This window comes from Brucella anthropi ATCC 49188 (assembly GCF_000017405.1).
Taxonomy (GTDB): Bacteria; Pseudomonadota; Alphaproteobacteria; order Rhizobiales; family Rhizobiaceae; genus Brucella; species Brucella anthropi.
The window spans coordinates 555,391-580,048 of sequence record NC_009668.1 but is presented as its reverse complement, the minus strand read 5'-3'; the positions used below and the strand labels follow the sequence as shown (position 1 = coordinate 580,048).

Below are 24,658 nucleotides of genomic sequence, written 5' to 3'. Positions count from 1 at the left end.
TAATTTTCGATATCGGTAGCAATGTCTGCATAGTATGTAAACAAAAAATCATAACTATTTCGGAGAAGCGAAATGAACAGAGTAATTAATACAAATTACTTCGCTGTATCGGAAAGTATATTCATAAATTCTCTGAAACGAGAATGGAAAAATTGGGAAATAGTGGATGGACCCCCATCACCTGCAGGAGGCACAACAAAAAAATACTTACTTCTGAAGCTTGCGGCATCAGATATTGAGGTCAGGGTGCCTGTGACTTTCTGGTCGCTCGCCGGATATCATTGCTTCGGCGCGCCTATGTGGAAATCCAATGGCGACCGGTTGGAACCTATAAGTTTGCCAGAACTCGCGCTCCTGCTTCTCAAAGAAAATGAGATCGGCGGCAGCGTTTCACCCAATGCGAAACTACTCTTCCAGCAAAGAGTGCTGGACAGCACGCGCTCAATTACCGACCTCCTCCGGGAAACCGCCGATGAACGACCTTTTGTTGAAGCAGACCCTGATTTCATCACGGCCGAAAAAGCGTTGCGGTTCGGTCATGCGGTACATCCGTTTCCACGCAGCCGGGATGAATTCACCGATGAAGACAACCGCCGGTTCGGCCCGGAATATGGCAATGCCTTTGCTTTGCGGTGGTGGGCTGTCGAACCGGAACTGCTGGCACAGGGAGCGGCTGATGGCTTCGACGTTGCCGAAGCTATCGTATCCATTGCGTCGGATTCTCGACTGATTGAAAAAGCGGCCGGGCGACCGCTCATTCCGTTGCACCCATGGCAGGCATCTCGCCTGTCGCTACGCCCGGATATCCAGCAACTGGAACGTCAGGGCAAGTTGATCGATCTTGGCAGCAGCGGCCCTGACTGGCGCGCGACAAGCTCGTTGCGCGCGATATATTCTCGCGAGAGCGACTGGATGCTCAAATTTTCGCTCAGCCTCCGGCTTACCAATTCGCGCCGCATCGTAGAACCAAGCGAATGCCTGCGGGGCATTAACGTCCATCGGCTCGTAACGGGAACAATCGGCAAGGCCCTGAAAGAACGTTTTCCGGATTTTCACATTATGGGTGAACCCGGCTGGATATCCCTGCGTTTGCCGGACGGCTCCATCAACAATGAAACGATTACAGTTTTCCGGGAAAACCCGTTTCGCGGTGAGCAGCAACCGCACGCGGCCGTTCTTGCAGCGCTTTGCGAACGTCACCCGGATGGAAATGGCAGCCATGTCGCAGACCTCATACACCGGATCGCCGCGTCGGACGGAACTCCAGAGACCGATGTAGCGAAGCGCTGGTTCGAACGCTTTCTGGATGTTGCCATTGCGCCTTTCATGATTGCCCAAGGCGATTACGGCCTGCTTTTTGGCGCTCATCAGCAGAATCTCGTTCTTGGCCTCCAGGACGGTTGGCCGAATGCGCTCTATTTCCGTGATTGCCAGGGTACAGGTTACGTCCGCTCGTTCTTGCCGTTTCTGCGCGAACATCTGCCTGAAGCAGGTGCTGCTACCGACCATGTCTTCGGCAGTGACGAAGCTGCTCAACTGATTGGATATTATCTGTTTATCAACGGCGTTTTCGCACTTATCGCCGCGCTGGGCTCGGCGCGTTTCATTGATGAAAATGAACTTTTTGCGGCCCTGCAACGCTTTCTGGAACGGCTACACAAGCATCCTATGCGGGACAAGACCGCGCTGGATTATCTCCTTCACAGCCCCACGCTGGTTGCCAAGGGAAATTTCATGATCTCAGCTGGAAACGTCAATGAAAACACCGACGTGACCGATCCCCTCGCCTCTTACATCCAGTTTCCCAACCCCCTTTCGACACGGTGAAGCCATGAATGTTCAAACGAAGAGTAGTGACTATCAACGCCTTCCACCACACGCGGAAATAGGTGGTGAATTATCCTGGCATTATTGCGCGACGAATTCCGAGCGGCTTGCGGCAAGGCTGGACAAGAGTGAACGTATATTCCTGTTCGGAGAAGCCGGAGCGTTTCGCGCCGAAGCAAGCCTCATCTTCGACCGGCAGACAATCATGCTGCGAGATGTCAGACTCGACCCTTTGCATAGCGATGCGACCGTGCTGCTTGCTGCCCTGTTGGATGCGGTGTTTCTGCGTTTTCCCGACATTGCGGCTTTGACACTACCACCAGCCAGCGAACTTGCTCCAGTCAGCACCTTGGCTCTGCGGGAAGTCGAAGGTTTGACCGTAGTGGATCGCTGTGTGTTACGCCAGTTGCCGTTGCTGTGGCGCAAACAGGCTGCCCATATGCCTTATCCCAGCATCCGATCGGCACTCGGTCCCGCTGACCGGCTGCCATTACTTCGTCCTCCTCGTCCATCCGGTGTGTTTTACGAACGCTGGATACCGGAATTGAACAAGACCGTTTCCTTCCGTCCCATCGATCGCCGTACGGATATGGACCTGTTCTATGGCTGGATGAACCAAGGACGCGTCTCCTTTTTCTGGGAGCTTGCACAAAGCCCGGAGGCGCTCGAGACCTATCTTCTGGACCAGGAGCGTGACCCGCATATCTTTGGTGTTATCGCGAATTTTGATAACGAGCCGACTGGCTATTTCGAATTCTACTGGGCGCGTGAGGATCGTCTCGGTCCGCATTATGAGAGCGAGGATTTCGATCGCGGCTGGCATGGCCTGATCGGCAATCCCCGGCACCTTGGCCGCCCCAAGACGCTCGCACTTTTCCGCTCGGTTACCCACTATCTGTTCCTTGACGAGCCTCGAACCCAACGCATCGTTGGTGAGCCACGGGCATCCCACCAGAAGATGCTCAGCTATTGCGCAGACGTGGCCTATGACAAGGTGAAGGAATTTGATTTTCCTCACAAGCGCGCCGCCCTGGTGTGTTGTGAACGGGACCGCTTTTTCAAGGAGGTGCCGTTATGAATCGTCAACCAGTCTCCGGGGCTCTTCTTGGCCCGCTTCCGGGCCGCAAAGCGGTTGATGACGAGATATGGGGAATAGTGAACCGAACAGCCATTGCCAAAGCCATCTCGGAACTGTCGTATGAGGAAGGCTTTGCGCCTGTCGCCTTGAACAAGGCTGAAACGATGTGGACGCTGACGCTTGGCGATGCTGTTTCCTATCGTTTTGAAGCACGCCGTCGCATCTGGGGACAGCTGCATATCAATCCGAAAAGCCTCGTGCGGGCGACATCGGCAGAAGAAGCCCCGGCAAATGACGTAGTCGGCTTTCTGGCCGATGCGCGTGATGTTCTGGAGATTTCGCCTGCCACGTTCTGCACATATGCAAAGGAGCTCTACAACACGCTTATGGCGGACGCCCGTATCGTGGCACGCCGTTCCACCTTTAATTCTGAAAAGCTGGCAAGCCTGTCCGATATGGAGTTGCAGACGCTTCTTGACGGCCATCCCAAGGCACCGGCAAACAAGGGACGGCTGGGCTGGGGATTGCAGGATACCGAAGCCTATGCGCCGGAATTCGACGCGCCGATCCAGCTTTTCTGGCTCGCCGCCGCACGCAGTCATTGCCAGTTCGCACTTGCACAAGACCTTGCAGAGTCTGAGTTGCTAGCCGAATGCCTCGGCACAGGAGAACGAGACAATCTGCTTGCTGCGATGAGTGACGCGGGTGTCAGCCTCGACACGCATATGCTGCTGCCCGTCCATCCCTGGCAATGGCAATCGATGATTGTCAGCCTATATGCCAGTGAGATCGCTGCCGGACGACTGGTACCGCTTGGTTATTTCGGCGATGCCTATATTGCGCAACAGTCCCTACGGACACTCGCCAATCAGGTTCGCGGACGAGCCCTTCATGTCAAACTGCCGCTTACCATCCTGAATACGTCTGCCTGGCGCGGCGTCCCCGGAAAATATATGCGGATCGGACCAAAGCTGTCTCACTGGCTCGCGGAAACAGCCAAGAGGGATCCGGCGCTGAAAAATGTCCGGATTCTGCAGGAAGTCGCCGGTGCGTTTTACCCTCATCCGCACTTCGCAGCACTGAAAGGCGCACCCTATCAGTTTTGCGAGATGCTGGGGGCCATCTGGCGGGAGAGTCCGGAAAAGCACTTGCCGCACGGTTGGCGCCCCATGATGATGGGAGCATTGGCGCAGTCTGATAATGCGGGGCGTCCCATTATAAGCGCCCTGATCGAACGATCCGGCCTGTCCCATGATCAATGGCTCGAACGTCTCTTCGATGCAGTCGCAGTCCCGCTCTACCATTTCTTGTGTTGTTATGGGGTTGGGTTCATTGCGCATGGCCAGAATATCACGCTTCTTCTGGACGGCGACATTCCTGCCGGTGTGGCGATCAAGGATTTCCAAGGTGACACCGATCTGATTGACCAAGAATTTCCGGAGCTGGCAACACTCCCCGCAGATGTAAAGTCGACGTTGAAGCGCCGACCGGCGGCCCATCTGCAGCAACATCTCCAGACCGGACATTTTGCGAGCGTGCTGCGGTTTCTTTCCGAAGCACTGGTCGCTCATGATAGCTATCCCGAATTATCGTTCTACATGCACCTCTCGGCTCGGTTGAGGCTTTATCAGCAACGCCACCCGGGACTGACCGAACGATATACAATTTTTGATCTATTTCTTCCGAAAATACCGCGCATAGCCATTAATCGTGTTCGTCTGGCGATCGGCTATGGCGACGCCAATGAACGACCTGTTCCCGCTCTTGGCACCGAACTGAACAATCCTCTTTACCTCGCGGAAATGGCGTCCCTCTCCTCCCGGAAGACGCAAACCAATATCAATGAAGGAGTTTCAGTATGACACATTCCATTCTTGATCTGTGCGGAATTGGCGTTGGTCCATTCAATCTCAGCCTGGCGGCGCAGCTGGATTCAATCAACGGCGTAAATATCCAATTTTTTGATAGCAAACCCAAATTCGACTGGCACCCGGGCATGATGCTGCCCGGTGCCGAACTCCAGACCTCCTTCATGAAGGATCTGGTTACAGCCACTAATCCGACGAGCCCGTGGACATTTGCAGCCTATCTGGTCGCCCATAAACGGTTCTATGAGTTTCTCAACGCTGACTACGACGCCATCCCCCGCAAGGAATTTGCGCGGTATCTGTCTTGGGCTGCGGGGAATATTCCGAGCCTGAACTTTGGTCAGAATATCCGCGAGATCACTTTTAGCGGCAATCATTTCCAGCTGGCCTTCGATAATGAGGTCCGAACGGCCCGCAATTTGTCCCTCGGTGTGGGGTTGAAACCTTATGTACCTGAATGGGCCAGATCGGTGATTGGCGATCGTGCATTCCATTCAAGCGAAGCCGTACAGAAACTGGACACGCTGAAAGGCAAGAGGATTGTGGTTATCGGCGGAGGGCAAAGCGGTGCGGAGATATTCCAGCATCTGCTGGAACGCAGAGATTCCGATAACGAGATCAGCTGGATCAGCAGACGGCCGAACTTCCAGCCACTCGACGACTCACCATTCACCGACGAGCATTTCACCCCGCAATACGTGGCCGAGTTCCATCAGCTTGCCGAACCGCGACGGCACGCGATCGTTGAGCATCAAAAGCTCGCAAGCGATGGCATTTCCGCTTCGACGATCAGAGCCATATATCGACGCCTTTATGAACAGCGCCATCTGGACCACGATACCCTGCAGGCCACATTGCTTCCATACCGCGAAGTTCTTGACCTTAAGCAGGATGGCGCGAGCCTGTCGATCGTGATGCGCAACGGTTTCGATGGCACGATCGAGATGCTCAGCGCCGATCATCTGATCTTTGCCACAGGCTACAAATTTTCACTACCTGAATGCCTCTCTGCAATCCAGGATCGGCTGTCAATTGTCGAAGGCAGGTCTTTGCGTGTCGGTGCAGATTTTGCTCTCGACTGGAATGGGCCAGTCGACCGCCGGATCTTTGTACTCAACGCAGGCAGGCTTTGCCATGGCATCGCAGAACCACAATTGAGCCTGATGGCCTGGAGAAGCGCTGTCATCACGAATGCGCTTCTAAAACGGGCACATTTCGATCTGGAATTTCCCGATACCGCTTTCCGCTGGACGTCAGGCAACCTTGATTTGAACCGCTCGGTATCCGGAATATCTTGAAGCCACACTCATCAGCCTAACCCGCGCCAACACATCCACCGGGGTACACCATGTTACTCCGGTGGATTGAGAATTACGCCAGGCATCTAGCTCAGAACGATGCCACCATCGGCATTGAGGCTCTGGCCAGTAACAAATGCCACAACTTTCACCCGTGATCAGAGCAACTTTTACCTGTTCTGTCATGTCACTCGCCGAGTTCGAGAAGCAGCAGAAAATCTGAGCTGTTCAAGACACCACGCGCCCAGGAGCAACGAAGCCCGCGTTGCGGCGGGTTTTGATTTGGTTTTTGGCTGGTGCCTGGTTGCGTTGTCGGGGGATTGTTACGCTGGATCGTTTCTTTTTGCTGCCCACCCTTGGGGTTATGAGCGCGCTGCGGTGCGTGCGTATAGAACTCGCTTCCGTGCATCGATATTAGGTCGAACGGTCTTCTGCGAGAAGAAGGAGCCAGCTCGCAAAGATACGAACATCGGATATGATCGAGAGATTTATGTATTTTCGTGGGAATTTGGTTGCGGGGGCAGGATCTAATCTTCACTTGCGCCCCGAGCAAGTAAAGATGGTTGCGGGGACCGGCGTCGATCATAACTTGCGATCGACGCCGGTAAAGATGGTTGCGGGAGGGCGCACCCATCATAACTTGCTGTTTCGGGCCGCCGCATAGCAACCTTGCCAAGGTTGGAGTCAAGGGTTCGAATCCCTTCGCTCTCTTCAGATTTCTAAAGGAAATCAAAGGATTGAGTAAGGGCCATCTTCGGGTGGCCCTTCCCTTTTTGGGCTTGGCCAACACCTGGTCAACACGAATGACGCCTGAGCAGGCAGGACGGGATGATCGCCTGAACACCAGCCGGACGATGCCTCGGCGAGCCGAACTGATTCGAGTCCGTCTCCAATGCGCATTGCCCAACTGGCTCGGGCAGACAAGTGGACCCGCGTATCGTTTCAGGCCGGGCGAGTTCCTTCACCGCGACCAGCAACAGCCCGATGGACAGGAGGGCCGGAATGACGGGTACACTGCCGCCATGCCAGCGTTTTGTTTCGGCGCTGGGCTGGAGATGCCCATAAGGATCAGGGCGAGAACGGCGTTTTTGCCGGCGCGATTCCAAGTCTCGAAGACGTCCGACTCTTGGCTCAGGTAAGATGAGGTACATCACAGGCGCCCAATCCCCGAACGATATCGAGCGCGCTCAAGTTCGATCCTTAAGGCTGCCTTAAGCCTCGTATAGAAATGCGACCTGGAACCTCGGGTGATAACCATGCGCGTGCTGATAGTCGAAGATGATGCCGTCCTCAGAGACGGATTGACGGTGGGCCTTTCGATTGGCGGCTTCACCGCCGATGCGGTCAAAACCTGCGAAGAAGCCGGCGCAGCTCTCACGAACCATGAGTTCGATGCGCTGGTGCTTGACCTGATGCTTCCCGACGGTTCCGGCCTCGACGTGCTGAAATCCCTGCGGGAACGGCAGGACGCCACGCCCGTCCTCCTCCTGACTGCGCGTGATCAGGTCGCCGACCGGATTCACGGACTGGATGCGGGGGCCGACGACTATCTCGGCAAGCCGTTCGACCTCGACGAGGTCGCGGCGCGGCTGCGCGCGCTCGTCCGCCGTGCCGCTGGCCGGCCGCAGGCGCTTATCGAATGGCGCGGCCTGCGGCTCGATCCTGCAAACCAGAATGTCGAACACCAAGGCGAACCCATCCGCCTGTCGCGGCGCGAATACTCGATTTTGCATGCCCTCATGATCCATCCCGGCCGGATCCTGTCGCGGAGCCAGATCGAGGAGAAGCTTTACGGCTGGCAGGAGGAGGTCGAGAGCAATGCTGTCGAGGTCCACATCCATCATCTTCGCGGCAAGCTGGGACCGGGCATGATCCAGACCGTCCGTGGGATCGGCTATCGCCTCGGAGACGAACCGTGATGCCGTCGATCTCCAAACGGCTGTTCCTGATCCTCGCCCTGACCACCGGTCTCGTCTGGCTGTCGGCGGTCGTCTGGATTTTCCTTTCCACGCGCGCGGAGGTGGAACGGGTTCTCGACGCGCGGCTGATGGAAGCCGGCCGGATGGTTTCCTCATTGATCGTCAGCCAGGAGATCGCCATCGATCCGACGCAAACGATCACGTCCGATCTGCCGGTGCGCGGCCACAGCGCCTATGACCGCCAGCTTTCGTGCCAGATCTGGTCGCTGCAGGGGACATTGATCGGGCGATCGGATGCGGCGCCCGATCAAGCAATGTCGGAGCACACCGACGGGATCTCCGAAACCGTGATAAATGGTGAGCGGTGGCGGGTTTATGCAATCACCAATACCGAGCGCGGTGTTCGCGTTCTGGTCGGCGACAATCTGAGTATCCGTAACGGGTTGGTGAACGACGTCATCCGCGGTCTTCTCCTGCCGGTCCTGCTGATGTTGCCGGTTCTTGCTGTCCTGATCTGGCTCAGCGTCAGGCGCGGCCTTGAGCCGCTAAGGAAGATCGCAGGCGACCTGGAAGCACGACCCGCCTCCGACCTCAGCCCGATCGAGGACGTGCAGACCGCGAAGGAGATTGCGCCGGTCTTGCAGTCGCTCAACGGATTGTTTGCACGCGTGGCCGGGCTTCGGGAACGCGAGCGCAACTTCACCGCCTTTGCCGCCCACGAACTGCGCACGCCGTTGGCCGGCCTCAAGACGCAGGCGCAGGTCGCGCTTGCAAGCGGCGATGGCACGATCCGCGAGCAGGCATTGCGTCAGATCATGGTTGGCGTAGACCGCACCGGCCGGCTCGTTCGGCAATTGCTGGATATGTCGGCGGTTGAGGCGCTCGACCAGGGCGAGCGTAGTGGGAAGGTATGGCCCGGGAGTATACTGAGAGCGCTCGCGGACGAATTAGCAGATCCGACCAGGGGCGTTGCGGTCGAGGTTTCCCCTGATCTTGACCGCATCGAGCTGGACATCGAGCCGGATCTGTTCGCTCTTGCTGCCCGGAATCTGATGGAGAACGCTGTGAACCATTCGCCGCCCGGAGGCGTCGTCAGGTGTCGTGTGGCCGGCCCCGCCGAAGAGGGCCAGATGATCATCGAGGATGATGGTCCCGGTATCCCCGAGGAGGAGTTGGCCCGCGTCACCGAACGCTTCTTTCGCGGCCGCAACAAAGTACCGGTCGGCAGCGGTCTCGGTCTCGCGATCGTCGAACTGGCGCTCGGGCGGAGTGGTTGGCACCTACGACTTCAGAATCGCGATTGCGGAGGGCTGCAAGCGGTGATGGCGAACGCCGCGTGACCCGTTGCACATACATGGTGCGGGGCGCAGCCAACTCATCTTCAAGAAGATGGAGTGCCAGCAGGATGCGCCAACGCAGGGAGTGATCTTCTCGCCGCGCGACGAAGCTATCCCACCAAAAGATGCCCCATAGCCGGATCTGCTATCACAACCAGCGGGCTCCCGTCGCGAACGTTGTCGGCGAGGTGGATGACATCCTGATTGATCATCCGGATGCATCCTGATGAAACGGCCTGGCCGATGGTCCAGAATTCCGGGTTTCCGTGGATGCGATAGATCGTGTCCCGGTTTCCTTCATGAATGTAGAGGGCGCGTGCTCCAAGTGGATTTTTCAGCCCCGGGTCCATGCCGCCATTGGCGATTGAGTAGGGCTCTAACTCGGGTTGGCGCGCAACCATTTCATCGGGAGGTGTCCAGCGCGGCCATTCCCGCTTGTATGCGATATGACGCCCTCGACCAGCCCACGAAAAACCGTCCCTGCCGACACCCACACCGTATCGGGTTGCGCGGCCGTGAGGCTGAACGTGGTAGAGGTAACGGTTTGGCGTATCGACGATGACGATTCCGGCTCGTTCATCGGTTGGATAGTCGACTTCCGTCCGCCACCATTTCGGATCGACCTTGGAAACGTCGACTTCCGGGATCGGGAAGCGCTCGTTCGGCAGTGCGTAGTACATCGGGGGCGTCGGCGGCGGAGGAGGCATCGAGACCGGCTGCGCGACTTGCGGTGTTTGCCTCGTGGAAACGCATCCGGCGAGAGTCATTGCGCTGGCGCCAATGAGGAAAGCGCGTCGCGCGATTGCGGGTGTCGGTAGCTTGCTCACGTTTCGTACGCTCTCTGCTTTGCGATCAATCAGGCCGCACAGCACGATGCCCATCTTAAGAGCAGCTTAAGGTAAGCGCGGCCGAAGATAGCGAAGCGGCGGGGACTTCAGGCGCCGGCCTGCGGCTCAAGTGATCCGGCCGAACAGGTTTTCGATTGGGTGGGGGCACTTTGTTGGAAACGCGGGCTTGCGTCGCAGGCGAGGAGCACTTTTCCGCCCTTAAGCGGGCCTTAAGGAACGCCCGCTTTGCCGCCGGTCCTGTGAAGGAGACGAGGATGCGGACGCGACTTTTAAGAAACAACGCCGTAGCGTCCGCGGAAGGTGTTGGATGCGGCATCGATGCTGATGCTCGACGCAAGAATGACCAATGGACCCGCCGCGAGCTTCTGCTCGGGGGCCTGGTGGTGCCGGTAGGATTGTTGGCGACTCCCAGCGGGATGGCCGCCGCCAATCCGGCTGCAATGGTCACGGACGTCGCTTCCTACCGGGAGAGACTGGAGCAGATCGCACGAACACATAGCTTCGCGCTCATCGACATCCGTGCGGATTGGTGCGCGGTGTGCCACCGCATTGAGCGGGAAATCCTCGCCCACCCTGCTGTGCTGCAACACCTTGAGGCTGTCCCTCTCGTCAAGGTGGACGTCACGGCGATGGACGAGGGAAACCGCCAGCTCCTCTCCCACCTTCGAGCGAGCGGCCCGCCGACATTCTTCGTCGTGGATGCAGCCACCGGACAGGAATACAACGGCACCCGTTCGGTCGGACCGTTCAGCAGGCGCGATCTCATGCGGCGGTTGCGGCCGTTCACCCGATAGTCCGGAGTCAGGATAAACTGCCGTCGCATCTTCGGCTCAATGCGGTCCTTAAGACTGTCTTAAGCTCGGGAGAGTGCGCTCGCTTCAATATCCATGATCTGGAGCTTTGAGACCATGCACGATCGGCGCCTCTGCACACGTAGACCTCATCCTTTCGCTATGGGTAGGCCGCCGTTCCGCGGTGCATTGAGTCGGCGGACCTTGCTCTCGGGCCTGGCGGCGCTCGCTGCCGCCGGCTTTGCCATGCCCGTGCGTGCCGACGACATGTCAGCCGAGATGATCCTGAACGACCCGGAGGCGCCGGTCGGCGGCAACCCGAACGGCGACCTGACGATCGTCTCGTTCTTTGACTATAACTGTCCTTTCTGCAAGCGCACCGTCGAGCCGCTGAATACGGTGCTGGAATCGGACGGCAATGTGCGTCACGTCTACAAGGACTGGCCGATCCTCGCGCAGTCTTCGGTCTATGGCGCAAAGCTGGCGTTGGCGGCCGGGTATCAGAACCGCTACGAGGAAGCCTATCTGGCGTTGATGGGTATCGAAGGGTCGCGGGTGCCAGAAGAGCAGATGCGACAGGCATTGGAAGGTGCCGGCTTCGACACGGCGGGTCTCGAGACCCAAGCCAACCGCCGCGACGCCGAGATCACCGCCTTGCTTCAGCGCAATAACGCGCAGGCCGAGGGGCTCGGTCTGCGTGGCACGCCCGTGTTTCTGATCGGTCGGTTTCTCGTCGCCTCCGCCCTCGACGAGGACGGCTTCCGCCAGGTTGTCGCAGACGCTCGCGAAGCGTCTTGATGCATCCCGATCGCGATCATCCGAGTAATTTCATGTCCTCAATGCCCATACTCCGCCTCCTTGCTGGCCTGTTCTTCGTCTTCCTGTCGCTGCCCGCCGCGGCGCAACAGGAGGATCTCCTGCAAGCCGAGGAAGCCTTCCGTTTCTCGGTTGAGCGGAATGCGGATCAGCAGATCCAACTCCGGTGGGAAATCGAGGAAGGCTATTACCTCTATCGCGATCATCTGGAAGCGAAGGATGCCGCGACCGGCGAGCCGATCCCGCTGTCGACTGGACCGGGCGTCGTGGAGACAGAGGATGCCAACTTCGGTCCTTCGGAGGTCTATTATCTTGAAGCGGTGGCACGTCTCGGCACTGAAGCGCCCGGGCAGGTCGCAGTCACCTATCAGGGCTGCAAGAAGGATTCGATCTGCTATCCGCCGCTGACCCTGACGGTCAACACGGCAAACCTTCAGGTTTCCGAACCCGTTGTCGGCTTTGGCATAGGTCCAACTCCGGCCGCCCCTGCCGGAGGGACGGGAAACGGCGGCTTCAGCCTGGCTGAGGACACGCAGGACGGCGGCATGGTCGGCTCGCTTCTCGCCAGCGGCGGTGCGATCTGGGTGATCGTGAGTTTCCTCGCCTTCGGGCTGTTGCTCGCCTTCACGCCCTGCGTGCTGCCCATGTATCCGATCCTGAGCGCGACCCTGGCGCGCGAGGGCGAGGCATTGACGGCCCGGCGCGGCTTCATCCTGTCTTTGGCCTATGTGCTGGCAATGGCCGCAGCGTTTGGCCTGCTTGGCGTGGTTGCCGCGTGGTCCGGCCAAAACCTCCAGATGGTGCTGCAATCGCCCTACGCCATTGGCGCCGTCGCAGCGCTGTTCGTCGTGCTGGCGACGGCGATGTTCGGCCTGTTCGAACTGCAACTGCCGACCACCTGGGTCAGCCGGATGGCAGGGGTACAGGCCGGCACGCGCGGCTCGGTGGGCGGAGCCGCCGGAATGGGCTTCCTTTCCGCGCTGATCGTCGGTCCCTGCGTCACCGCGCCGCTCGCCGCGGCACTTCTCTATATCGCACATACGGGCGATGCCTGGATCGGCGCGAGTGCGCTGTTTGCCCTCGGGCTCGGCCAAGGCATTCCGCTGATCGCCTTTGGCACGATGGGGAGCCGCGCTCTGCCGCGTGCGGGGGCGTGGATGGTGCAGGTCAAATACGCGTTCGGCTTCGTCTTTCTCGGCGCGGCGATCTGGATGGTCTCCCGAATCCTGCCGCCGCAAGTGACGCTGGCGCTTTGGGCGGGCCTCCTCTTGATTGTTGCGGTCTTCATCGGCGTCGCTGATCGGCTCCTGGCCGATGCGGGTGCCTGGCCACGTTTCCGCAAAGCCGCCGGACTTGGGGTTTCCCTCGGCGGCGTCATCCTGGCGATCGGGGCGGCGTCGGGCGGGACCGACCCGCTACGTCCGCTCGCCCACTTCGTCATGACCGGTTCGGGCCAGCAGATCGCCCAGTCCGAGATGACATTCATCGAGGCAAACTCGACGCCGCAGGTCGAGCAAGCGATTGCCTCTGCCAACGGACGTCCGACATTGGTCTATTTCACGGCCGACTGGTGCGTCATCTGCAAGACGATCGAACGCGACGTCTTTTCGAGCACGGAAATCGTTGCCGCACTGAACGACTTCCAGCGTGTCAAGGTGGATCTGACCGGACTGGATGAGGCCAGTCAGGGTCTGATGCGCGATCTTGCTGTGGTCGGCCCACCGACCATGATCTTCTTCAACCGAAATGCCTCGGAGGCAAACGGCTCCCGCCTCATCGGCGATGTGACAACCGATACGTTGCTGACATCGGTCTCTCAGGCGAGGCAGTGAGATGAACGCAGTCGCCATCGGGCCTTTCGTCTTCGCACCCGACCGCTTCGCCGCGATCCTCGCCATCGCCGCCTTTCTCCTGCTGAGCGAGATCCTCGCCCGCAAGGTCGATCAGCGCTTTTCGTCCTGGGCCTGGGGCGCGACCGTCGCTTTCGTGGTCGGCGCGCGCGTCGGGCACGTCATCCAGCACGCGAGCAGTTTCCTCGCCGAGCCGCTGCGCGTATTCTACATGTGGCAGGGCGGCTTCATGATCGAAGCCGGCATTGCGCTGGCGTTCGCCTACACGTTCTTTCGCTTCCGGCGCGAATTGCGGCTCACATTGTGGACGGCCCTGCCGAGCGCCGCTGCGGCCTATGTCGCGTTCTTCGTACTGCAGCTCAGCGCCGGCGTGCCGGCGACACCGCTGCCGACCGGAGACATCTACCGCACGCTGGCCGGAGAACGGTTCAATCCAAGTGAACTCGAAGGTCAACCTGTGGTCATCAACCTGTGGGCGACGTGGTGCCCGCCCTGCCGCCGTGAAATGCCGATGATGGCGGACGTTGCCGCAAATACGGACGCTGCCGAACTTGTCTTCGTCAACCAAGGTGAAGGCCAGGAGATCATTCAGCGCTACCTCACAGCCGAGAATCTTGAGCTTGAGCATGTGGTGCTCGACGGACTCGGTGAGTTCGGTCGTCATTACGAGGTACCGGGCCTGCCGGCTACGTTGTTCCTCAAGAGCGACGGGACGCTGCAATCGGTACACATGGGCGAGATCTCAAGAGAAGCCCTCGTGAGCGGCATTCAAGGTCTCGAATAGCCGCCGCAGGTCCGGCACGGCTGGCTTTTGCTGACGACCGTGACGAAGCTGCGACCATCCTCATGATGTTTTGTCATGCAATCCTCATTGAGCCTGCCATTCTCGGACGCTATTGGGCAAGGCAACAGGTCTTAGGGCCTTTGATCGAGACGAGCCTTAATTGTCTCCATCTGCTCGATCTCGCTGCGCTGGGCTGCGATGATTTCTTCGCAAAGCGTCAGCAATTCAGCATCGCGCAGGTCTGCTTCCCGGCACATGAGGATCGCGCCCGAGTGGTGCGGGATCATCGAATCGATGAACTGCCCGTCACCGATCAGGGTTTGGCTTCGTGTGGCTGCGAATGAGGCGATCGTCAAGACGAGGAAGACGGCGTAGAGGGTGATATTGAGCCCTTTTCGCGGAAACATGCCGGGCATCGTTGCCAGCATGAAGATGCCCATCGGCGCCCACATGGTCACGGCCATGTAGAACATGTTGAGATTGTTTCGGAAATCTTGAAATCCGTCGATCATCGAGAACATGACGACGTACATGACGATCAGGCCGAGCGCCATGTTGATCCAGAACATCAGGTAGGGACGTCCTTCGCCGTGATCGGCGTGTTCGTGCTTGCCATTATGGGACGATTGGGTCATCTCGTGGCTCCTTGGTTTTCGCTTAATGTCCGAGACCGATGCCCATGGGCTTGAGTAGCATCCAGATCGCCATTCCGACCATCATCAGGTTCTCCGTCAGCGAGACGAAGCCGAGCGGAACGTTGCTGTCACCGCCAACGCAGGCGCATTTGAGTTCGCGCTTGTCGATATAGACCGCCTTGAAGACCGATACGGCTCCGACAGTGCCGATGAAGAGGGCAACGGGGATCGACAGCCACATCAGCGCGCCGGCCATCATCAGGATGCCCGCCAGCGCTTCGGCGAACGGATAGACGTAGGAGTAGCGCACCCAGCGCTGGGCGAACAGATCGTAGTTGAGGAACATGGTAGCGAAGCTTTCCACGTCCTTGAGCTTCTGCAGGGCGAGCAGACACATGGCGATGGCAATGAACCATTCTGCCGCCGCAACGGTCGCAAGGGTACCGAACGCGGCCCAACTCGTCGCTAGCGCCATCAACGCAGCCATCGCGAACAACGCGATCACCGGCGTATAGGTGGTGGCGTCCTTGTCCTTTACCTCCTTGCCGAAGAAGGCGAGAAGATCGTCGTAGCCGCCGATGCGATTGCCGCCGATAAAGGTCTGCGGTGTGGTGTCGACGCCGTGCGTTTTCTTGAAAGCATCGATCTCGGCGCGCGACGTCAGCTCATGATCGTTGACCTCGTAGCCCTGCCGTTTCAGGAGGTCGAGCGATTTGAGACCGTAGGGACAGGTATGTTCGTGGGTCACCATCCTGTGCAGGTCGGCGCGTTTTGCGGTGGAAGTGGCCATGTCGTCAGTCCTTCGATTTCAGAGTTTTGCTTTTGCGAACACCTCGACCAACTCGCTGAATTTGCGGCGTTGCGCGTCCGCATCACCTGCCGCTATCGCTTCCTCGACACAGCAAGCGGCGTGGGTCTTGAGGATTTCGGTCTCGACCTTGGCCAGCGCCGCCTTGATGGCGTGGATCTGATGCAGGATATCGATGCAGTAACGGTCATCGGCCACCATCTGGCTGACCCCTCGCACCTGTCCTTCGATTCGCTTGAGCCTCGCGCGGAGGGCTTTGTTGTCCTTCTGGCACATGGCCGTAAAATACCCCGTATGGGTATATTTAAGGTTCGAGAGCCATCTTGGTTCCCTCCGATCAAAAAATCTCGCCGGCGCTTTCTGTCTGCTTTGCACCATTGTCGCGATCATCAGTGGGGTTGACCTTCCAATGGTTGGAACCCTCATCTTGGAGGGCCAAACGAAGGAGATGGACATGAAGATCAGAGCCGAGAATCTGATCGCCGCAGTTGGAGAGCTTCGGGTCGGGTTGCTTGCGGTCAGGGATCTGGCCGATACGCTGTTATCCCTGGTCGAGGCCCGCGGACGCATCACCATTTTCGAAACAGGGTTCCAGACGTGGTTCAGCGTCCACGCGAGCCGTTTGCCTTGACCGAAGGCGCACCGATGGGGCGCTTGTCGCCTTCGCGGTGGCAACCGTCCTCGTGCTGATGACCGGCAAAGGAAAAGGGCGGAATTGATCCGCCCTTCACCGTCTCATTGGCTGCGCTTGGCCAGCCATTCCTGCATCTGCGCGATTTCCGCCTCCTGGGCGGAGATGACCTCCTCAGCAAGTGCTCGCACCTCGGGGTCTGATCCGTGTTCGAGAACGACACGAGCCATGTCGATGGCGCCCTGGTGATGGGGGATCATGCCGCGCATGAAATCCTCATCCGCATCGCCCGTAAACTCGATCGCCATATCGGCATGCATCTTGTCGTTGACTTGCTGGTAGGCGCGAATGACAGGGTTATCCGAAGGCGCGGTGGCGCCGTGTCCGGCATGTTCGCCGTGATTCATGGTCGCTCCTTGGCCTTGCTCGTCCATCTGAGACTGTGCGTAGGCGAGTCCGCCAGCAATGACGAACGCGCCGGCAATGAAGATCGGGGTGAGCTTGTTCATGACACAGCTCCTGGTCAGTTTACAGTTGCAGGATAGCCGGCTTCTTCGAGAACCTGCTGAATAGCCCCCGCACTAGCAGTCGTCTCAACCTTGACCGCCCGCGCCTCCGGATTCGTCTCCACCCTGGCGGTGGGGTCGACTGACTGGATCGCCTTGGTGACGGATTTTGCGCAGCCACCGCAGGTCATGTTCTCGATTCTGAGTTCCATGAGAATTCTCCTTGTTTGGTCTCACGTTGCCAAATGTGGGGCTTCCAACCATGGGAAGGTCAATGGCGATTTTTCTCTGTTTGTCCTCTTGACCTTCCCATGGTTGGAAACCCCATCTTCTGTCCGAACTGGAATTTCGGGACAAAAAAGGAGGCGGCTATGAATGCCCCCGTTCGAGCAACAGACCTGTCTGGAACGATATCACTCCCCATTGAGGGGATGACCTGTGCATCCTGCGTAGGTCGTGTCGAAAGAGCCCTCAAGGCCGTGCCTGGCGTCGCCGATGCGGTCGTCAATCTGGCGACCGAAAAGGCGAGCATCACCACGAACGCTGCGGTCGATCCTGCCACTCTCGTCAAGGCCGTGGAGGATGTAGGCTATGAGGTTGCGGCAAGCTTCTCCGCGCCGACGGCAGCCTCGCTTGAAGTGGCGATCGAGGGCATGACCTGCGCATCCTGCGTGGGACGCGTCGAAAAGGCGCTCAAGGCCGTACCCGGCGTCACTAATGCCGTCGTCAACCTCGCGACCGAGAAGGCCACGATCCAGGGCAGCGCCGATGCGGCGGATTTGGTGGCTGCCATCGAGGGCGCGGGATACGACGCCAGGGTGATCGCCACGGCGGCAGGAACCAGCCAGGGCGAGACGGATGATCGTACCGAAAAGAAGGAAGCGGAACGTCGTGAACTGACCCGCGATTTCACCATCGCGGCGGTGCTGACGGTGCCTGTCTTCATCCTGGAGATGGGCTCACACGTCATTCCGGGCATGCATGACCTGATCGCTTCAACCATCGGCATGCAGACGAACTGGTATATCCAGTTCGTGTTGACGACCATCGTCCTGTTCGTTCCGGGTATCCGCTTTTACGACAAGGGGCTGCCCGCCCTGTGGCGGCTCGCCCCCGACATGAACTCGCTGGTCGCGGTCGGCACGCTCGCCGCCTATGGCTATTCGCTGGTCGCGACCTTCGCGCCCGGTTTCCTGCCTGCCGGAACGGTGAACGTCTATTTCGAGGCTGCCGCCGTCATCGTGACGCTGATCCTGCTCGGCCGTTTGCTGGAGGCTCGTGCCAAGGGACGCACCTCCGAGGCGATCAAGCGTCTCGTCGGCCTTCAGGCCAAGATGGCGCGCGTGCGCAGGGACGGCAAGACGATCGAACTGCCGATCGACGCCGTGCTGTCGGGAGACATCGTCGAGGTTCGTCCCGGCGATCGCATCCCGGTGGATGGCGAGGTCATCGAAGGCCAGAGCTATGTCGACGAATCGATGATCACGGGCGAACCGATCCCGGTGTCCAAAACGAATGGCAGCGAGGTCGTGGCCGGAACGGTGAACCAGAAGGGCGCCTTTGCCATCCGTGCGACGGCGGTCGGCGGCAACACGGTGCTGTCGCAGATCATCCGCATGGTCGAGGAAGCGCAAGGCTCAAAGCTACCGATCCAGGCGCTGGTCGACAAGGTCACGATGTATTTTGTGCCGGCGGTGTTTGCGGTAGCGATCCTCACCTTCGCCGCATGGATGTGGTTCGGCCCGTCGCCCGCGCTGACCTTCGCTCTGGTCAATGCCGTCGCCGTCCTGATCATCGCCTGCCCCTGCGCCATGGGTCTGGCGACGCCGACCTCGATCATGGTGGGCACGGGCCGCGGTGCGGAACTGGGCGTGCTCTTCCGCAAGGGCGAAGCGTTGCAGCTGCTCAAGGACGCCAGGGTCGTCGCCGTCGACAAGACGGGCACACTGACCGAAGGCAAGCCTGCGCTCACCGATCTGGAACTGGCCATCGGATTCAACCGGGCAAATGTCCTCGGTTTGGTTGCGGCCGTCGAAGCGAAGTCGGAGCATCCGATCGCCCGTGCGATCGTGGATGCGGCCGCCGGGGAGGACATCCCGCTGCCGGCCGTGTCGGACTTCGAGTCGGTGACGGGTTTCGGCGTCAAGGCCATGGTCGGCGGCAGCCAAGTCGAAATTGGCGCTGACCGCTACATGGCAGACCTCGGCCACGACGTAGCTGCCTTCGCCAAGATTGCCGAACGTCTCGGCAATGAGGGCAAGTCACCGCTCTATGCCGCCATCGACGGCAAGCTCGCGGCGATTATCGCCGTGGCCGATCCGATCAAGGAGACGACGCCCGCAGCGATCAAGGCGCTGCACGATCTCGGCCTCAAGGTCGCGATGATCACCGGCGACAATGCCCGCACGGCAAAAGCCATCGCGGCTCGGCTGGGGATCGACGAGGTGGTGGCGGAAGTGCTGCCGGACGGCAAGGTCGACGCTGTACGCCGCCTCAAAGCCCAGCATGGCAAGGTCGCTTTCGTCGGCGATGGCATCAACGACGCTCCGGCGCTGGCCGAAGCGGATGTGGGCCTTGCCATCGGCACGGGTACGGACATTGCCATCGAGGCAGCCGACGTGGTGCTGATGTCGGGCAGCCTGCAAGGCGTGCCGAACGCGATCGCACTGTCCAAGGCGACGATCGGCAACATCCGGCAGAACCTGTTCTGGGCCTTTGCCTACAACACGGCTCTGATCCCCGTTGCCGCCGGTCTGCTCTATCCGGCCTACGGCATCCTGCTGTCGCCGGTCTTTGCCGCCGGCGCGATGGCCCTGTCGAGCGTCTTCGTCCTCGGCAACGCGCTGAGGCTCAAGACCTTCCGCGCGCCCGCGCAGGCGGAAAGCGGCGCAGTCCGGCCCCGTCAGCCTGAACTTGCGCCTGCGGAATGAGAAACAGGCGAGCCTGCTTCGGCAGGCTCGCCACATGTAAAGGAATGAAGCGATGACCAATACGGGAACTCCGTCAGTGGTGCTGTATACCACGCCAACCTGCCCCGATTGCCATGCCGTCAAGCGATGGCTTGCTGACCAGGGTGTCCCATTCGAAGAGCGTGACCTGTCAGATCCGCAGATCGCCGAAGAGGCGAAAGCGCGGACCGGCGTGCGCGTTGCCCCGATCACGATTGTCAACGAACAGGTCTTCTATGGCACCTTTGCTGACCAGAAACCTCGTCTGGCGGAAGCCCTGTCATCGGGCGCCGCCTGAGGGAGATTGTCATGGGAAGACAAATCGAAATTCGGCAGGCGGGGCGCATCATCGACGTGCCGGATGGCCGAACCATTCTGGAGAGAGCGCTAGAAGAAGGGATCGCATATCCTCATGGATGCCGTTCGGGCCGCTGCGGCTCGTGCAAGTCCCGACTGGTCAGCGGCGAGGTCGATCTTCTGCCGCACACGCGCTTTGCCCTGACGGACGATGAGCGGTCTCAGGGACTGATCCTTGCATGCCGCGCGCAGCCGCTCACGGATTGCACGGTCGCATGGCTCGATGAGGAGGAAGAACAGCTTGATCTTCCCGTCCGCACCTATCGCACGCGGGTTGTCGCGATCGATGACGCAACCCACGACATCCGGCAAATCAGGCTGGAGGTCGAAACGGGAGAGGCCGTCGCGTTCAAGGCGGGCCAGTATGCGCAGGTGACGTTCGATGGCGTTCCGGCGCGCGACTATTCGATGGCGAACCAGCCGGGTCGAGACCATCTCGAATTCCACATCAGGCATGTGCCCGGTGGAGCGACGAGCGAACACGTCGCCAGGTCACTCAAGGTCGGCGACGAGGTTTCGGTTCGCGGGCCGCTCGGCAGTTCGTTTCTGCGCGAACAGCATACGGGTCCAATTCTGGCGGTCGCCGGCGGATCGGGACTGGCGCCGATCAAGTCGATTGTCGAAACGGCGCTGGCAAGCGGCCTGCGGCAGCCGATCCATCTCTATTTCGGGGCACGGACGGAACGTGATCTCTATCTCGTCGATCATTTCAGTCTTCTGGCGAGCACCTACGACAACCTCACCTTCATGCCCGTGCTTTCGGAGGTGAGCCGATCCGATCACTTCCGAACCGGCCTGGTAACGGATGCGATCGTGAGTGACGTGCAGGACCTCAATGGCTGGAAGGCATATATGGCCGGACCGCCTGCCATGATCGATGCTTCCGGCATCATGCTTCGCGAACTGGGCTTGCGCGGCGAGGACATACATGCGGACGTGTTTTTTACGCCCGAAGAAGCGCCTACATAAGTCGAAGAAAGGAACCAGCGATGAACATCGGTAAAGCAGCGGCGGCATCAGGCGTCTCGGCGAAGATGATCCGCTACTACGAATCGATCGGATTGATCGCGGAAGCGTCGCGGACGGATAGCGGATACCGGGATTACTCCGATAAGGACGTGCATACGTTGCGTTTTATCAGGCGTGCGCGCGATCTCGGTTTCTCGGTCGAGAAAATGACGGAACTGCTTGCGCTCTGGCGAGACCGAGACCGGGCGAGCGCGGACGTCAAGCGCGTGGCGCTCGAGCATGTCGAAGAACTTGAACGGAAGGCGCGTGAACTCAGGGAGATGAGCATGACGCTCAAGCACCTTGCCGAGAACTGCCGGGGCAATGCCCGGCCGGACTGCCCGATCATCGATGAGTTGGCGACGACTGATGACCCTGAGACCAGCCCCACACACACCCGCGATCGTTCCGGCGCGACAGGGAACAGGTTCGAGCACACGAGGCCCGTCGTGTCGGCGAAGGCGGAAAGAAGCGGTCACGGTGCCAGGGAGCAATAGCCATGACGCTTGCCGGCGAAATCCTGCACCTGTTCAAACGGGCATGTTCGGACGGCGACATGGAAGTTGCCGAGAAGCTATTGCAGGCTCTTGAACTGATTGATGCGCGAGGGCTCGGCGTCGCAGCTTCGCACAAGCCGTTGTCTCAAGCTTATCTGGCTATCGGAGAACTTCCTGTGCCTCCGAAAAAATGTCAGCGGCATCACTAGGACATCATCCGTTCAATGAGGCCCAAGGATGGATGAGCCGGAAACGGGACGGGTCAATGCCGACTTCGCAGGTCAACAACTGCCCGCGTAGGCGGGACTCCGAAACTCAGCGGCGGCGGGAGACCTCCTCCTGATATCCGCGCTCTCGTTCCGGCCAAGTACTCTTAATAAAAGCGAGGACAGCCCGGATCTCGCCGTCGCTCAGGGCATCGGCAAAACCAGGCATGTCGCTCTCATAGCTCCCTCCGACGATGGCCGCTGTACCCTCCTTGACGATGCGGAACAGCATCTCATCGGCATGGTGCCAGGTGTGGCCGCTCTCGTCGTGCGGCGGTGCGGGCAGCCGACCGGAGGGAGGCGGCGAGCGCCAGTCCGGCTGCCCTTCGAGATTCGCACCGTGGCAAGACGCGCATTGATCCGCATAGACTTGTCGGCCCTGCTCGACGACCTCCGCTGATGCCGCAGCGATGGATTCGGAACGGGCGTAATGCCACCCAGCCAATGTCGCCACGATCGCACCTGCGAGGAGCGACCCTGCCCAGAATGTATTTAGGAGCTTCTTTCGCATGGCACGCATGTTCAGTAACGAGGAATTGCAACGCACGAGATGGCAAGGAGGATTTGCCAGTGGTGCGACACCATTTGCAATAGACATTCCGGTGAGTAGTACCTATCGTTCCAGTATGTTTGCGCGCGTTGTCTCCATGCTTGCCATAATCGGCGTCGCCGTCATGACGATGGCATTCTCCGCGCACGCGGCACGAATGAGCATACCGCCGGAACAGGCTGTGCATGTGGGCGAGATTACAAACTCTGCAGCCGGCATTGAGCCTGCATGCACCAGCAAACACTGCGGATCGGCAGACATGGATGCGGGAACCTGTGAACTGGTTTGTGCAGGTTTTTCAATCTTTCTCGTATCACCGAGCGGTGGTTCTGGAAACCAATACACGTCAACCGCCTATGTTCTGCCGCCTGATGCCAGCATTCCCGGTCGGGCGCTCGGACTGAACGAACGCCCTCCGAAGATCCGTCTCCTCTGATCGCGCCCGGGCATTCGGCCCGCGGCCTTCCGACAGCTTTGAGGAACGGGACTGCGGTCCCGAGGAGACGACCATGAATACCCTTTCACGACGCGGCTTTCTCGCCGCTGGCGCGGCCATGCTGGCCTACGCTCAGGTGCCCCGGATGGCGGCAGCGCAGGACGCCACGCCGCTATCGCTTCGCGCCGCCAGCCGCACGCTCGACATCGACGGACGCGCCGCCACTGTCTGGGGCCTTGCCGGGCCATCCGGACAGGGCCTGACACTCGATCCCGGCATGCCGTTCCGGGTGGATCTAACGAACGAACTCGACACCGCCACACTGATCCACTGGCACGGCCAGATCCCGCCCAATGCGCAGGATGGCGTGCCCGACATGCCCTTGCCGATGCTCGCCCCCGGCGAGACTCGCGCCTATGACTTCGCACCGCTGCCCGGCACCTATTGGATGCACGCGCATGTTCCGCTGCACGAGATGCGCCTTCTGGCCGCGCCCCTGATCGTGCGCAGCGCCGAGGATGTCGCCGCTGACCGGCAGGAGGTGGTACTGTTTCTGCATGATTTCTCATTCAAGGCACCCGAAGAGGTGATGGCGGAGATCAAGTCCGGCCATGGTGCCACGGGCAATCACGGAAGCGGCACAGGCACAGGCACGGGCGGAATGTCAGGTATGAACCACGGCGCGATGGGAAACATGCCGATGACTGGCATGGATCACGGCGCCAAGGGCGGCATGATGGGAATGGGGACCATGGACGGCATGACGATGGACCTCAACGACTACGACTGGGACGCCTATCTTGCCAATGATCGTACGCTCTCGGACCCGGAAGTGGTGCAGGTCGAGCGCGGCGGGCGTATCCGCCTGCGGGTCATCAACGCCGCTGCGGCGACGGTGTTCTGGCTCGACACCGGCGAAGCGCAGGCCCGGCTCGTCGCGGTTGATGGCCATGCCGTTCAGCCGCTCTCCGGCACGAGGTTCGGTCTGGCCATGGGCCAACGGCTCGACCTTGAGATCGACCTGCCTTCGGAGGGCGGTGCCTGGCCGATCCTCGCGCTGCGAGAAGGCGCGCGGGAGCGCACCGGTCTGATCCTTGCCACTCCGGGCGCCGAGATACGGCACATTGATGCTTTGGCAGAGACCGAAGCACCGGCCTTTGACACCGACCTTGCGCAGGAGACGCGCCTGATCGCTTCCGAATCCTTGCCGGAGCGGCCGGTGGACCGCAGCCACATGGTGATGCTGGGCGGCTCGATGCAGCCCTATGTGTGGACGATCAACGGTGCCGTCTGGGGCCAGCATCGCCCGGTTACCGCGAGGCGCGGCGAACGGATCGTGCTGTCCTTCCACAATATGTCGATGATGGGTCACCCGATGCATCTCCACGGCCATGTGTTCCAGGTCGTCGGGCTGAATGGACGTGCGGTCACGGGCGCGCAGCGGGACACGGTGTATGTGCCGCCGATGTCGATGGTCGACGTGGCACTCGATGCCGGAGAAGCCGCGCGCTGGATGCTGCATTGCCATCACATGCCGCATCTTGAAACAGGCATGATGACCGAATTCGCGGTCAGCGCATAGGCAGCGTGCTGGCAGGAG

Annotated in this window: 25 protein-coding genes and 1 tRNA gene; 19 read left to right on the top strand and 7 right to left on the bottom strand. The window is 59.8% G+C overall.

The genetic code is table 11. From position 1 onward, the window contains the following. Window positions 1–72: 72 nt before the first annotated feature. From OANT_RS16860 to OANT_RS16830, 7 genes are all read left to right on the top strand, one after another. The gene (locus OANT_RS16860; protein WP_012092700.1) at window positions 73–1,827 is read left to right on the top strand and encodes an IucA/IucC family protein; all 1,755 of its coding nucleotides are present in this window, start codon (window positions 73–75) and stop codon (window positions 1,825–1,827) included. A 4-nt stretch (window positions 1,828–1,831) separates the two neighbouring features. Beyond that, window positions 1,832–2,905: a GNAT family N-acetyltransferase gene (locus tag OANT_RS16855; protein WP_012092699.1), complete on the top strand. Its 1,074-nt coding sequence runs from the start codon at window positions 1,832–1,834 to the stop codon at window positions 2,903–2,905. Then, window positions 2,902–4,767: an IucA/IucC family protein gene (locus OANT_RS16850; protein WP_012092698.1), complete on the top strand. Its 1,866-nt coding sequence runs from the start codon at window positions 2,902–2,904 to the stop codon at window positions 4,765–4,767. The genes OANT_RS16855 and OANT_RS16850 overlap by 4 nt, the downstream gene beginning before the upstream one ends. Continuing rightward, window positions 4,764–6,071 (top strand): lysine N(6)-hydroxylase/L-ornithine N(5)-oxygenase family protein, encoded by a 1,308-nt coding sequence (locus OANT_RS16845; protein WP_012092697.1) that lies wholly within the window; start codon window positions 4,764–4,766, stop codon window positions 6,069–6,071. Before OANT_RS16850 ends, OANT_RS16845 begins: the two co-directional genes overlap by 4 nt. A 620-nt stretch (window positions 6,072–6,691) precedes the next feature. After that, window positions 6,692–6,782 (top strand) — tRNA-OTHER (locus OANT_RS26495). Window positions 6,783–7,327: 545 nt separating this feature from the next. After that, entirely contained in the window at window positions 7,328–7,990 is a 663-nt protein-coding gene (locus OANT_RS16835; protein ID WP_012092695.1) for a response regulator, read from the top strand. Continuing rightward, a complete protein-coding gene (locus OANT_RS16830) occupies window positions 7,990–9,330 on the top strand; it encodes an ATP-binding protein (RefSeq protein ID WP_012092694.1) in 1,341 nt (446 codons plus the stop codon). Before OANT_RS16835 ends, OANT_RS16830 begins: the two co-directional genes overlap by 1 nt. Before the next feature lie 107 nt (window positions 9,331–9,437). Here OANT_RS16830 and OANT_RS16825 read toward each other — a convergent pair whose 3' ends face one another. After that, window positions 9,438–10,094, bottom strand: a complete 657-nt coding sequence (locus OANT_RS16825) for a L,D-transpeptidase (protein ID WP_109707754.1) — start codon at window positions 10,092–10,094, stop codon at window positions 9,438–9,440. Window positions 10,095–10,429: 335 nt separating this feature from the next. On the opposite strand from OANT_RS16825, the gene OANT_RS16820 reads away from it, so the two are divergent. The 4 genes from OANT_RS16820 to OANT_RS16805 all read left to right on the top strand — a co-directional run bounded on the left by OANT_RS16820 (window position 10,430) and on the right by OANT_RS16805 (window position 14,416). Beyond that, entirely contained in the window at window positions 10,430–10,969 is a 540-nt protein-coding gene (locus tag OANT_RS16820; protein WP_012092692.1) for a thioredoxin family protein, read from the top strand. A gap of 186 nt (window positions 10,970–11,155) precedes the next feature. Continuing rightward, window positions 11,156–11,764 (top strand): DsbA family protein, encoded by a 609-nt coding sequence (locus tag OANT_RS16815; RefSeq protein ID WP_040128738.1) that lies wholly within the window; start codon window positions 11,156–11,158, stop codon window positions 11,762–11,764. Further along, a complete protein-coding gene (gene dsbD / locus OANT_RS16810; protein WP_012092690.1) occupies window positions 11,764–13,614 on the top strand; it encodes a protein-disulfide reductase DsbD in 1,851 nt (616 codons plus the stop codon). The genes OANT_RS16815 and dsbD overlap by 1 nt, the downstream gene beginning before the upstream one ends. Before the next feature lies 1 nt (window position 13,615). Further along, window positions 13,616–14,416 carry a TlpA disulfide reductase family protein gene (locus OANT_RS16805; protein ID WP_012092689.1) on the top strand — a complete coding sequence of 267 codons (801 nt, stop codon included), beginning with the start codon at window positions 13,616–13,618 and terminating at the stop codon, window positions 14,414–14,416. 131 nt (window positions 14,417–14,547) lie between these two features. Here OANT_RS16805 and OANT_RS16800 read toward each other — a convergent pair whose 3' ends face one another. Genes OANT_RS16800 through OANT_RS16790 form a run of 3 tightly spaced genes read right to left on the bottom strand, consistent with a single transcriptional unit; the run spans window position 14,548 to window position 16,135 of the window. After that, window positions 14,548–15,051 (bottom strand): DUF305 domain-containing protein, encoded by a 504-nt coding sequence (locus tag OANT_RS16800; protein WP_012092688.1) that lies wholly within the window; start codon window positions 15,049–15,051, stop codon window positions 14,548–14,550. 22 nt (window positions 15,052–15,073) lie between these two features. Beyond that, window positions 15,074–15,841, bottom strand: a complete 768-nt coding sequence (locus OANT_RS16795; RefSeq protein ID WP_012092687.1) for a glutaredoxin family protein — start codon at window positions 15,839–15,841, stop codon at window positions 15,074–15,076. Window positions 15,842–15,859: 18 nt separating this feature from the next. Further along, on the bottom strand, window positions 15,860–16,135 hold the full coding sequence (locus tag OANT_RS16790) for a metal-sensitive transcriptional regulator (protein ID WP_028034411.1): 276 nt from the start codon (window positions 16,133–16,135) through the stop codon (window positions 15,860–15,862). 178 nt (window positions 16,136–16,313) lie between these two features. On the opposite strand from OANT_RS16790, the gene OANT_RS26765 reads away from it, so the two are divergent. Next, window positions 16,314–16,490 (top strand): hypothetical protein, encoded by a 177-nt coding sequence (locus tag OANT_RS26765; protein ID WP_156122387.1) that lies wholly within the window; start codon window positions 16,314–16,316, stop codon window positions 16,488–16,490. A 104-nt stretch (window positions 16,491–16,594) separates the two neighbouring features. Here OANT_RS26765 and copM read toward each other — a convergent pair whose 3' ends face one another. Both copM and OANT_RS16775 read right to left on the bottom strand, forming a co-directional pair. Next, window positions 16,595–16,999, bottom strand: a complete 405-nt coding sequence (copM, locus tag OANT_RS16780; RefSeq protein ID WP_012092685.1) for a CopM family metallochaperone — start codon at window positions 16,997–16,999, stop codon at window positions 16,595–16,597. A 14-nt stretch (window positions 17,000–17,013) separates the two neighbouring features. Beyond that, window positions 17,014–17,208, bottom strand: a complete 195-nt coding sequence (locus tag OANT_RS16775) for a heavy-metal-associated domain-containing protein (protein WP_012092684.1) — start codon at window positions 17,206–17,208, stop codon at window positions 17,014–17,016. Window positions 17,209–17,367: 159 nt separating this feature from the next. Here OANT_RS16775 and OANT_RS16770 point away from each other — a divergent pair, with 159 nt between their 5' ends. From OANT_RS16770 to OANT_RS16750, 5 genes are read left to right on the top strand one after another with little or no spacing between them, the layout of a single operon-like run. Next, window positions 17,368–19,926, top strand: coding sequence for a heavy metal translocating P-type ATPase (locus OANT_RS16770; RefSeq protein WP_012092683.1), 2,559 nt, complete (start codon window positions 17,368–17,370; stop codon window positions 19,924–19,926). A gap of 52 nt (window positions 19,927–19,978) precedes the next feature. After that, complete coding sequence (locus OANT_RS16765; RefSeq protein WP_012092682.1) at window positions 19,979–20,242, top strand: glutaredoxin family protein; 264 nt, start codon at window positions 19,979–19,981, stop codon at window positions 20,240–20,242. An 11-nt stretch (window positions 20,243–20,253) separates the two neighbouring features. Next, on the top strand, window positions 20,254–21,270 hold the full coding sequence (locus OANT_RS16760; protein ID WP_012092681.1) for a 2Fe-2S iron-sulfur cluster-binding protein: 1,017 nt from the start codon (window positions 20,254–20,256) through the stop codon (window positions 21,268–21,270). A gap of 20 nt (window positions 21,271–21,290) precedes the next feature. Further along, window positions 21,291–21,806 carry a Cu(I)-responsive transcriptional regulator gene (gene cueR / locus OANT_RS16755; RefSeq protein WP_012092680.1) on the top strand — a complete coding sequence of 172 codons (516 nt, stop codon included), beginning with the start codon at window positions 21,291–21,293 and terminating at the stop codon, window positions 21,804–21,806. A 2-nt stretch (window positions 21,807–21,808) separates the two neighbouring features. Further along, window positions 21,809–22,015, top strand: a complete 207-nt coding sequence (locus OANT_RS16750) for a hypothetical protein (protein WP_028034408.1) — start codon at window positions 21,809–21,811, stop codon at window positions 22,013–22,015. A gap of 106 nt (window positions 22,016–22,121) precedes the next feature. Here OANT_RS16750 and OANT_RS16745 read toward each other — a convergent pair whose 3' ends face one another. Further along, complete coding sequence (locus OANT_RS16745; protein ID WP_244471115.1) at window positions 22,122–22,526, bottom strand: c-type cytochrome; 405 nt, start codon at window positions 22,524–22,526, stop codon at window positions 22,122–22,124. Between the two features lie 55 nt (window positions 22,527–22,581). Between OANT_RS16745 and OANT_RS16740 the strand changes: the two genes are divergently transcribed. After that, a complete protein-coding gene (locus tag OANT_RS16740) occupies window positions 22,582–23,058 on the top strand; it encodes a hypothetical protein (RefSeq protein ID WP_197057541.1) in 477 nt (158 codons plus the stop codon). Between the two features lie 73 nt (window positions 23,059–23,131). Next, window positions 23,132–24,640 (top strand): multicopper oxidase family protein, encoded by a 1,509-nt coding sequence (locus tag OANT_RS16735; RefSeq protein ID WP_012092678.1) that lies wholly within the window; start codon window positions 23,132–23,134, stop codon window positions 24,638–24,640. Window positions 24,641–24,658 lie beyond the last annotated feature (18 nt).

Bases quoted from the DNA above. Each gene is read 5' to 3' on its own strand.
- OANT_RS26765 (WP_156122387.1), top strand. From the start codon at position 16,314: ATGAAGATCAGAGCCGAGAATCTGATCGCCGCAGTTGGAGAGCTTCGG.
- OANT_RS16735 (WP_012092678.1), top strand. From the start codon at position 23,132: ATGAATACCCTTTCACGACGCGGCTTTCTCGCCGCTGGCGCGGCCATG.
- OANT_RS16820 (WP_012092692.1), top strand. From the start codon at position 10,430: ATGCGGACGCGACTTTTAAGAAACAACGCCGTAGCGTCCGCGGAAGGT.
- OANT_RS16800 (WP_012092688.1), bottom strand. From the start codon at position 15,051: ATGACCCAATCGTCCCATAATGGCAAGCACGAACACGCCGATCACGGC.
- OANT_RS16855 (WP_012092699.1), top strand. From the start codon at position 1,832: ATGAATGTTCAAACGAAGAGTAGTGACTATCAACGCCTTCCACCACAC.
- copM (WP_012092685.1), bottom strand. From the start codon at position 16,999: ATGAACAAGCTCACCCCGATCTTCATTGCCGGCGCGTTCGTCATTGCT.
- cueR (WP_012092680.1), top strand. From the start codon at position 21,291: ATGAACATCGGTAAAGCAGCGGCGGCATCAGGCGTCTCGGCGAAGATG.
- OANT_RS16850 (WP_012092698.1), top strand. From the start codon at position 2,902: ATGAATCGTCAACCAGTCTCCGGGGCTCTTCTTGGCCCGCTTCCGGGC.
- dsbD (WP_012092690.1), top strand. From the start codon at position 11,764: ATGCATCCCGATCGCGATCATCCGAGTAATTTCATGTCCTCAATGCCC.
- OANT_RS16770 (WP_012092683.1), top strand. From the start codon at position 17,368: ATGAATGCCCCCGTTCGAGCAACAGACCTGTCTGGAACGATATCACTC.
- OANT_RS16795 (WP_012092687.1), bottom strand. From the start codon at position 15,841: ATGGCCACTTCCACCGCAAAACGCGCCGACCTGCACAGGATGGTGACC.
- OANT_RS16830 (WP_012092694.1), top strand. From the start codon at position 7,990: ATGCCGTCGATCTCCAAACGGCTGTTCCTGATCCTCGCCCTGACCACC.
- OANT_RS16805 (WP_012092689.1), top strand. From the start codon at position 13,616: ATGAACGCAGTCGCCATCGGGCCTTTCGTCTTCGCACCCGACCGCTTC.
- OANT_RS16835 (WP_012092695.1), top strand. From the start codon at position 7,328: ATGCGCGTGCTGATAGTCGAAGATGATGCCGTCCTCAGAGACGGATTG.
- OANT_RS16775 (WP_012092684.1), bottom strand. From the start codon at position 17,208: ATGGAACTCAGAATCGAGAACATGACCTGCGGTGGCTGCGCAAAATCC.
- OANT_RS16750 (WP_028034408.1), top strand. From the start codon at position 21,809: ATGACGCTTGCCGGCGAAATCCTGCACCTGTTCAAACGGGCATGTTCG.
- OANT_RS16790 (WP_028034411.1), bottom strand. From the start codon at position 16,135: ATGTGCCAGAAGGACAACAAAGCCCTCCGCGCGAGGCTCAAGCGAATC.
- OANT_RS16845 (WP_012092697.1), top strand. From the start codon at position 4,764: ATGACACATTCCATTCTTGATCTGTGCGGAATTGGCGTTGGTCCATTC.
- OANT_RS16760 (WP_012092681.1), top strand. From the start codon at position 20,254: ATGGGAAGACAAATCGAAATTCGGCAGGCGGGGCGCATCATCGACGTG.
- OANT_RS16860 (WP_012092700.1), top strand. From the start codon at position 73: ATGAACAGAGTAATTAATACAAATTACTTCGCTGTATCGGAAAGTATA.
- OANT_RS16765 (WP_012092682.1), top strand. From the start codon at position 19,979: ATGACCAATACGGGAACTCCGTCAGTGGTGCTGTATACCACGCCAACC.
- OANT_RS16740 (WP_197057541.1), top strand. From the start codon at position 22,582: ATGGCACGCATGTTCAGTAACGAGGAATTGCAACGCACGAGATGGCAA.
- OANT_RS16825 (WP_109707754.1), bottom strand. From the start codon at position 10,094: ATGACTCTCGCCGGATGCGTTTCCACGAGGCAAACACCGCAAGTCGCG.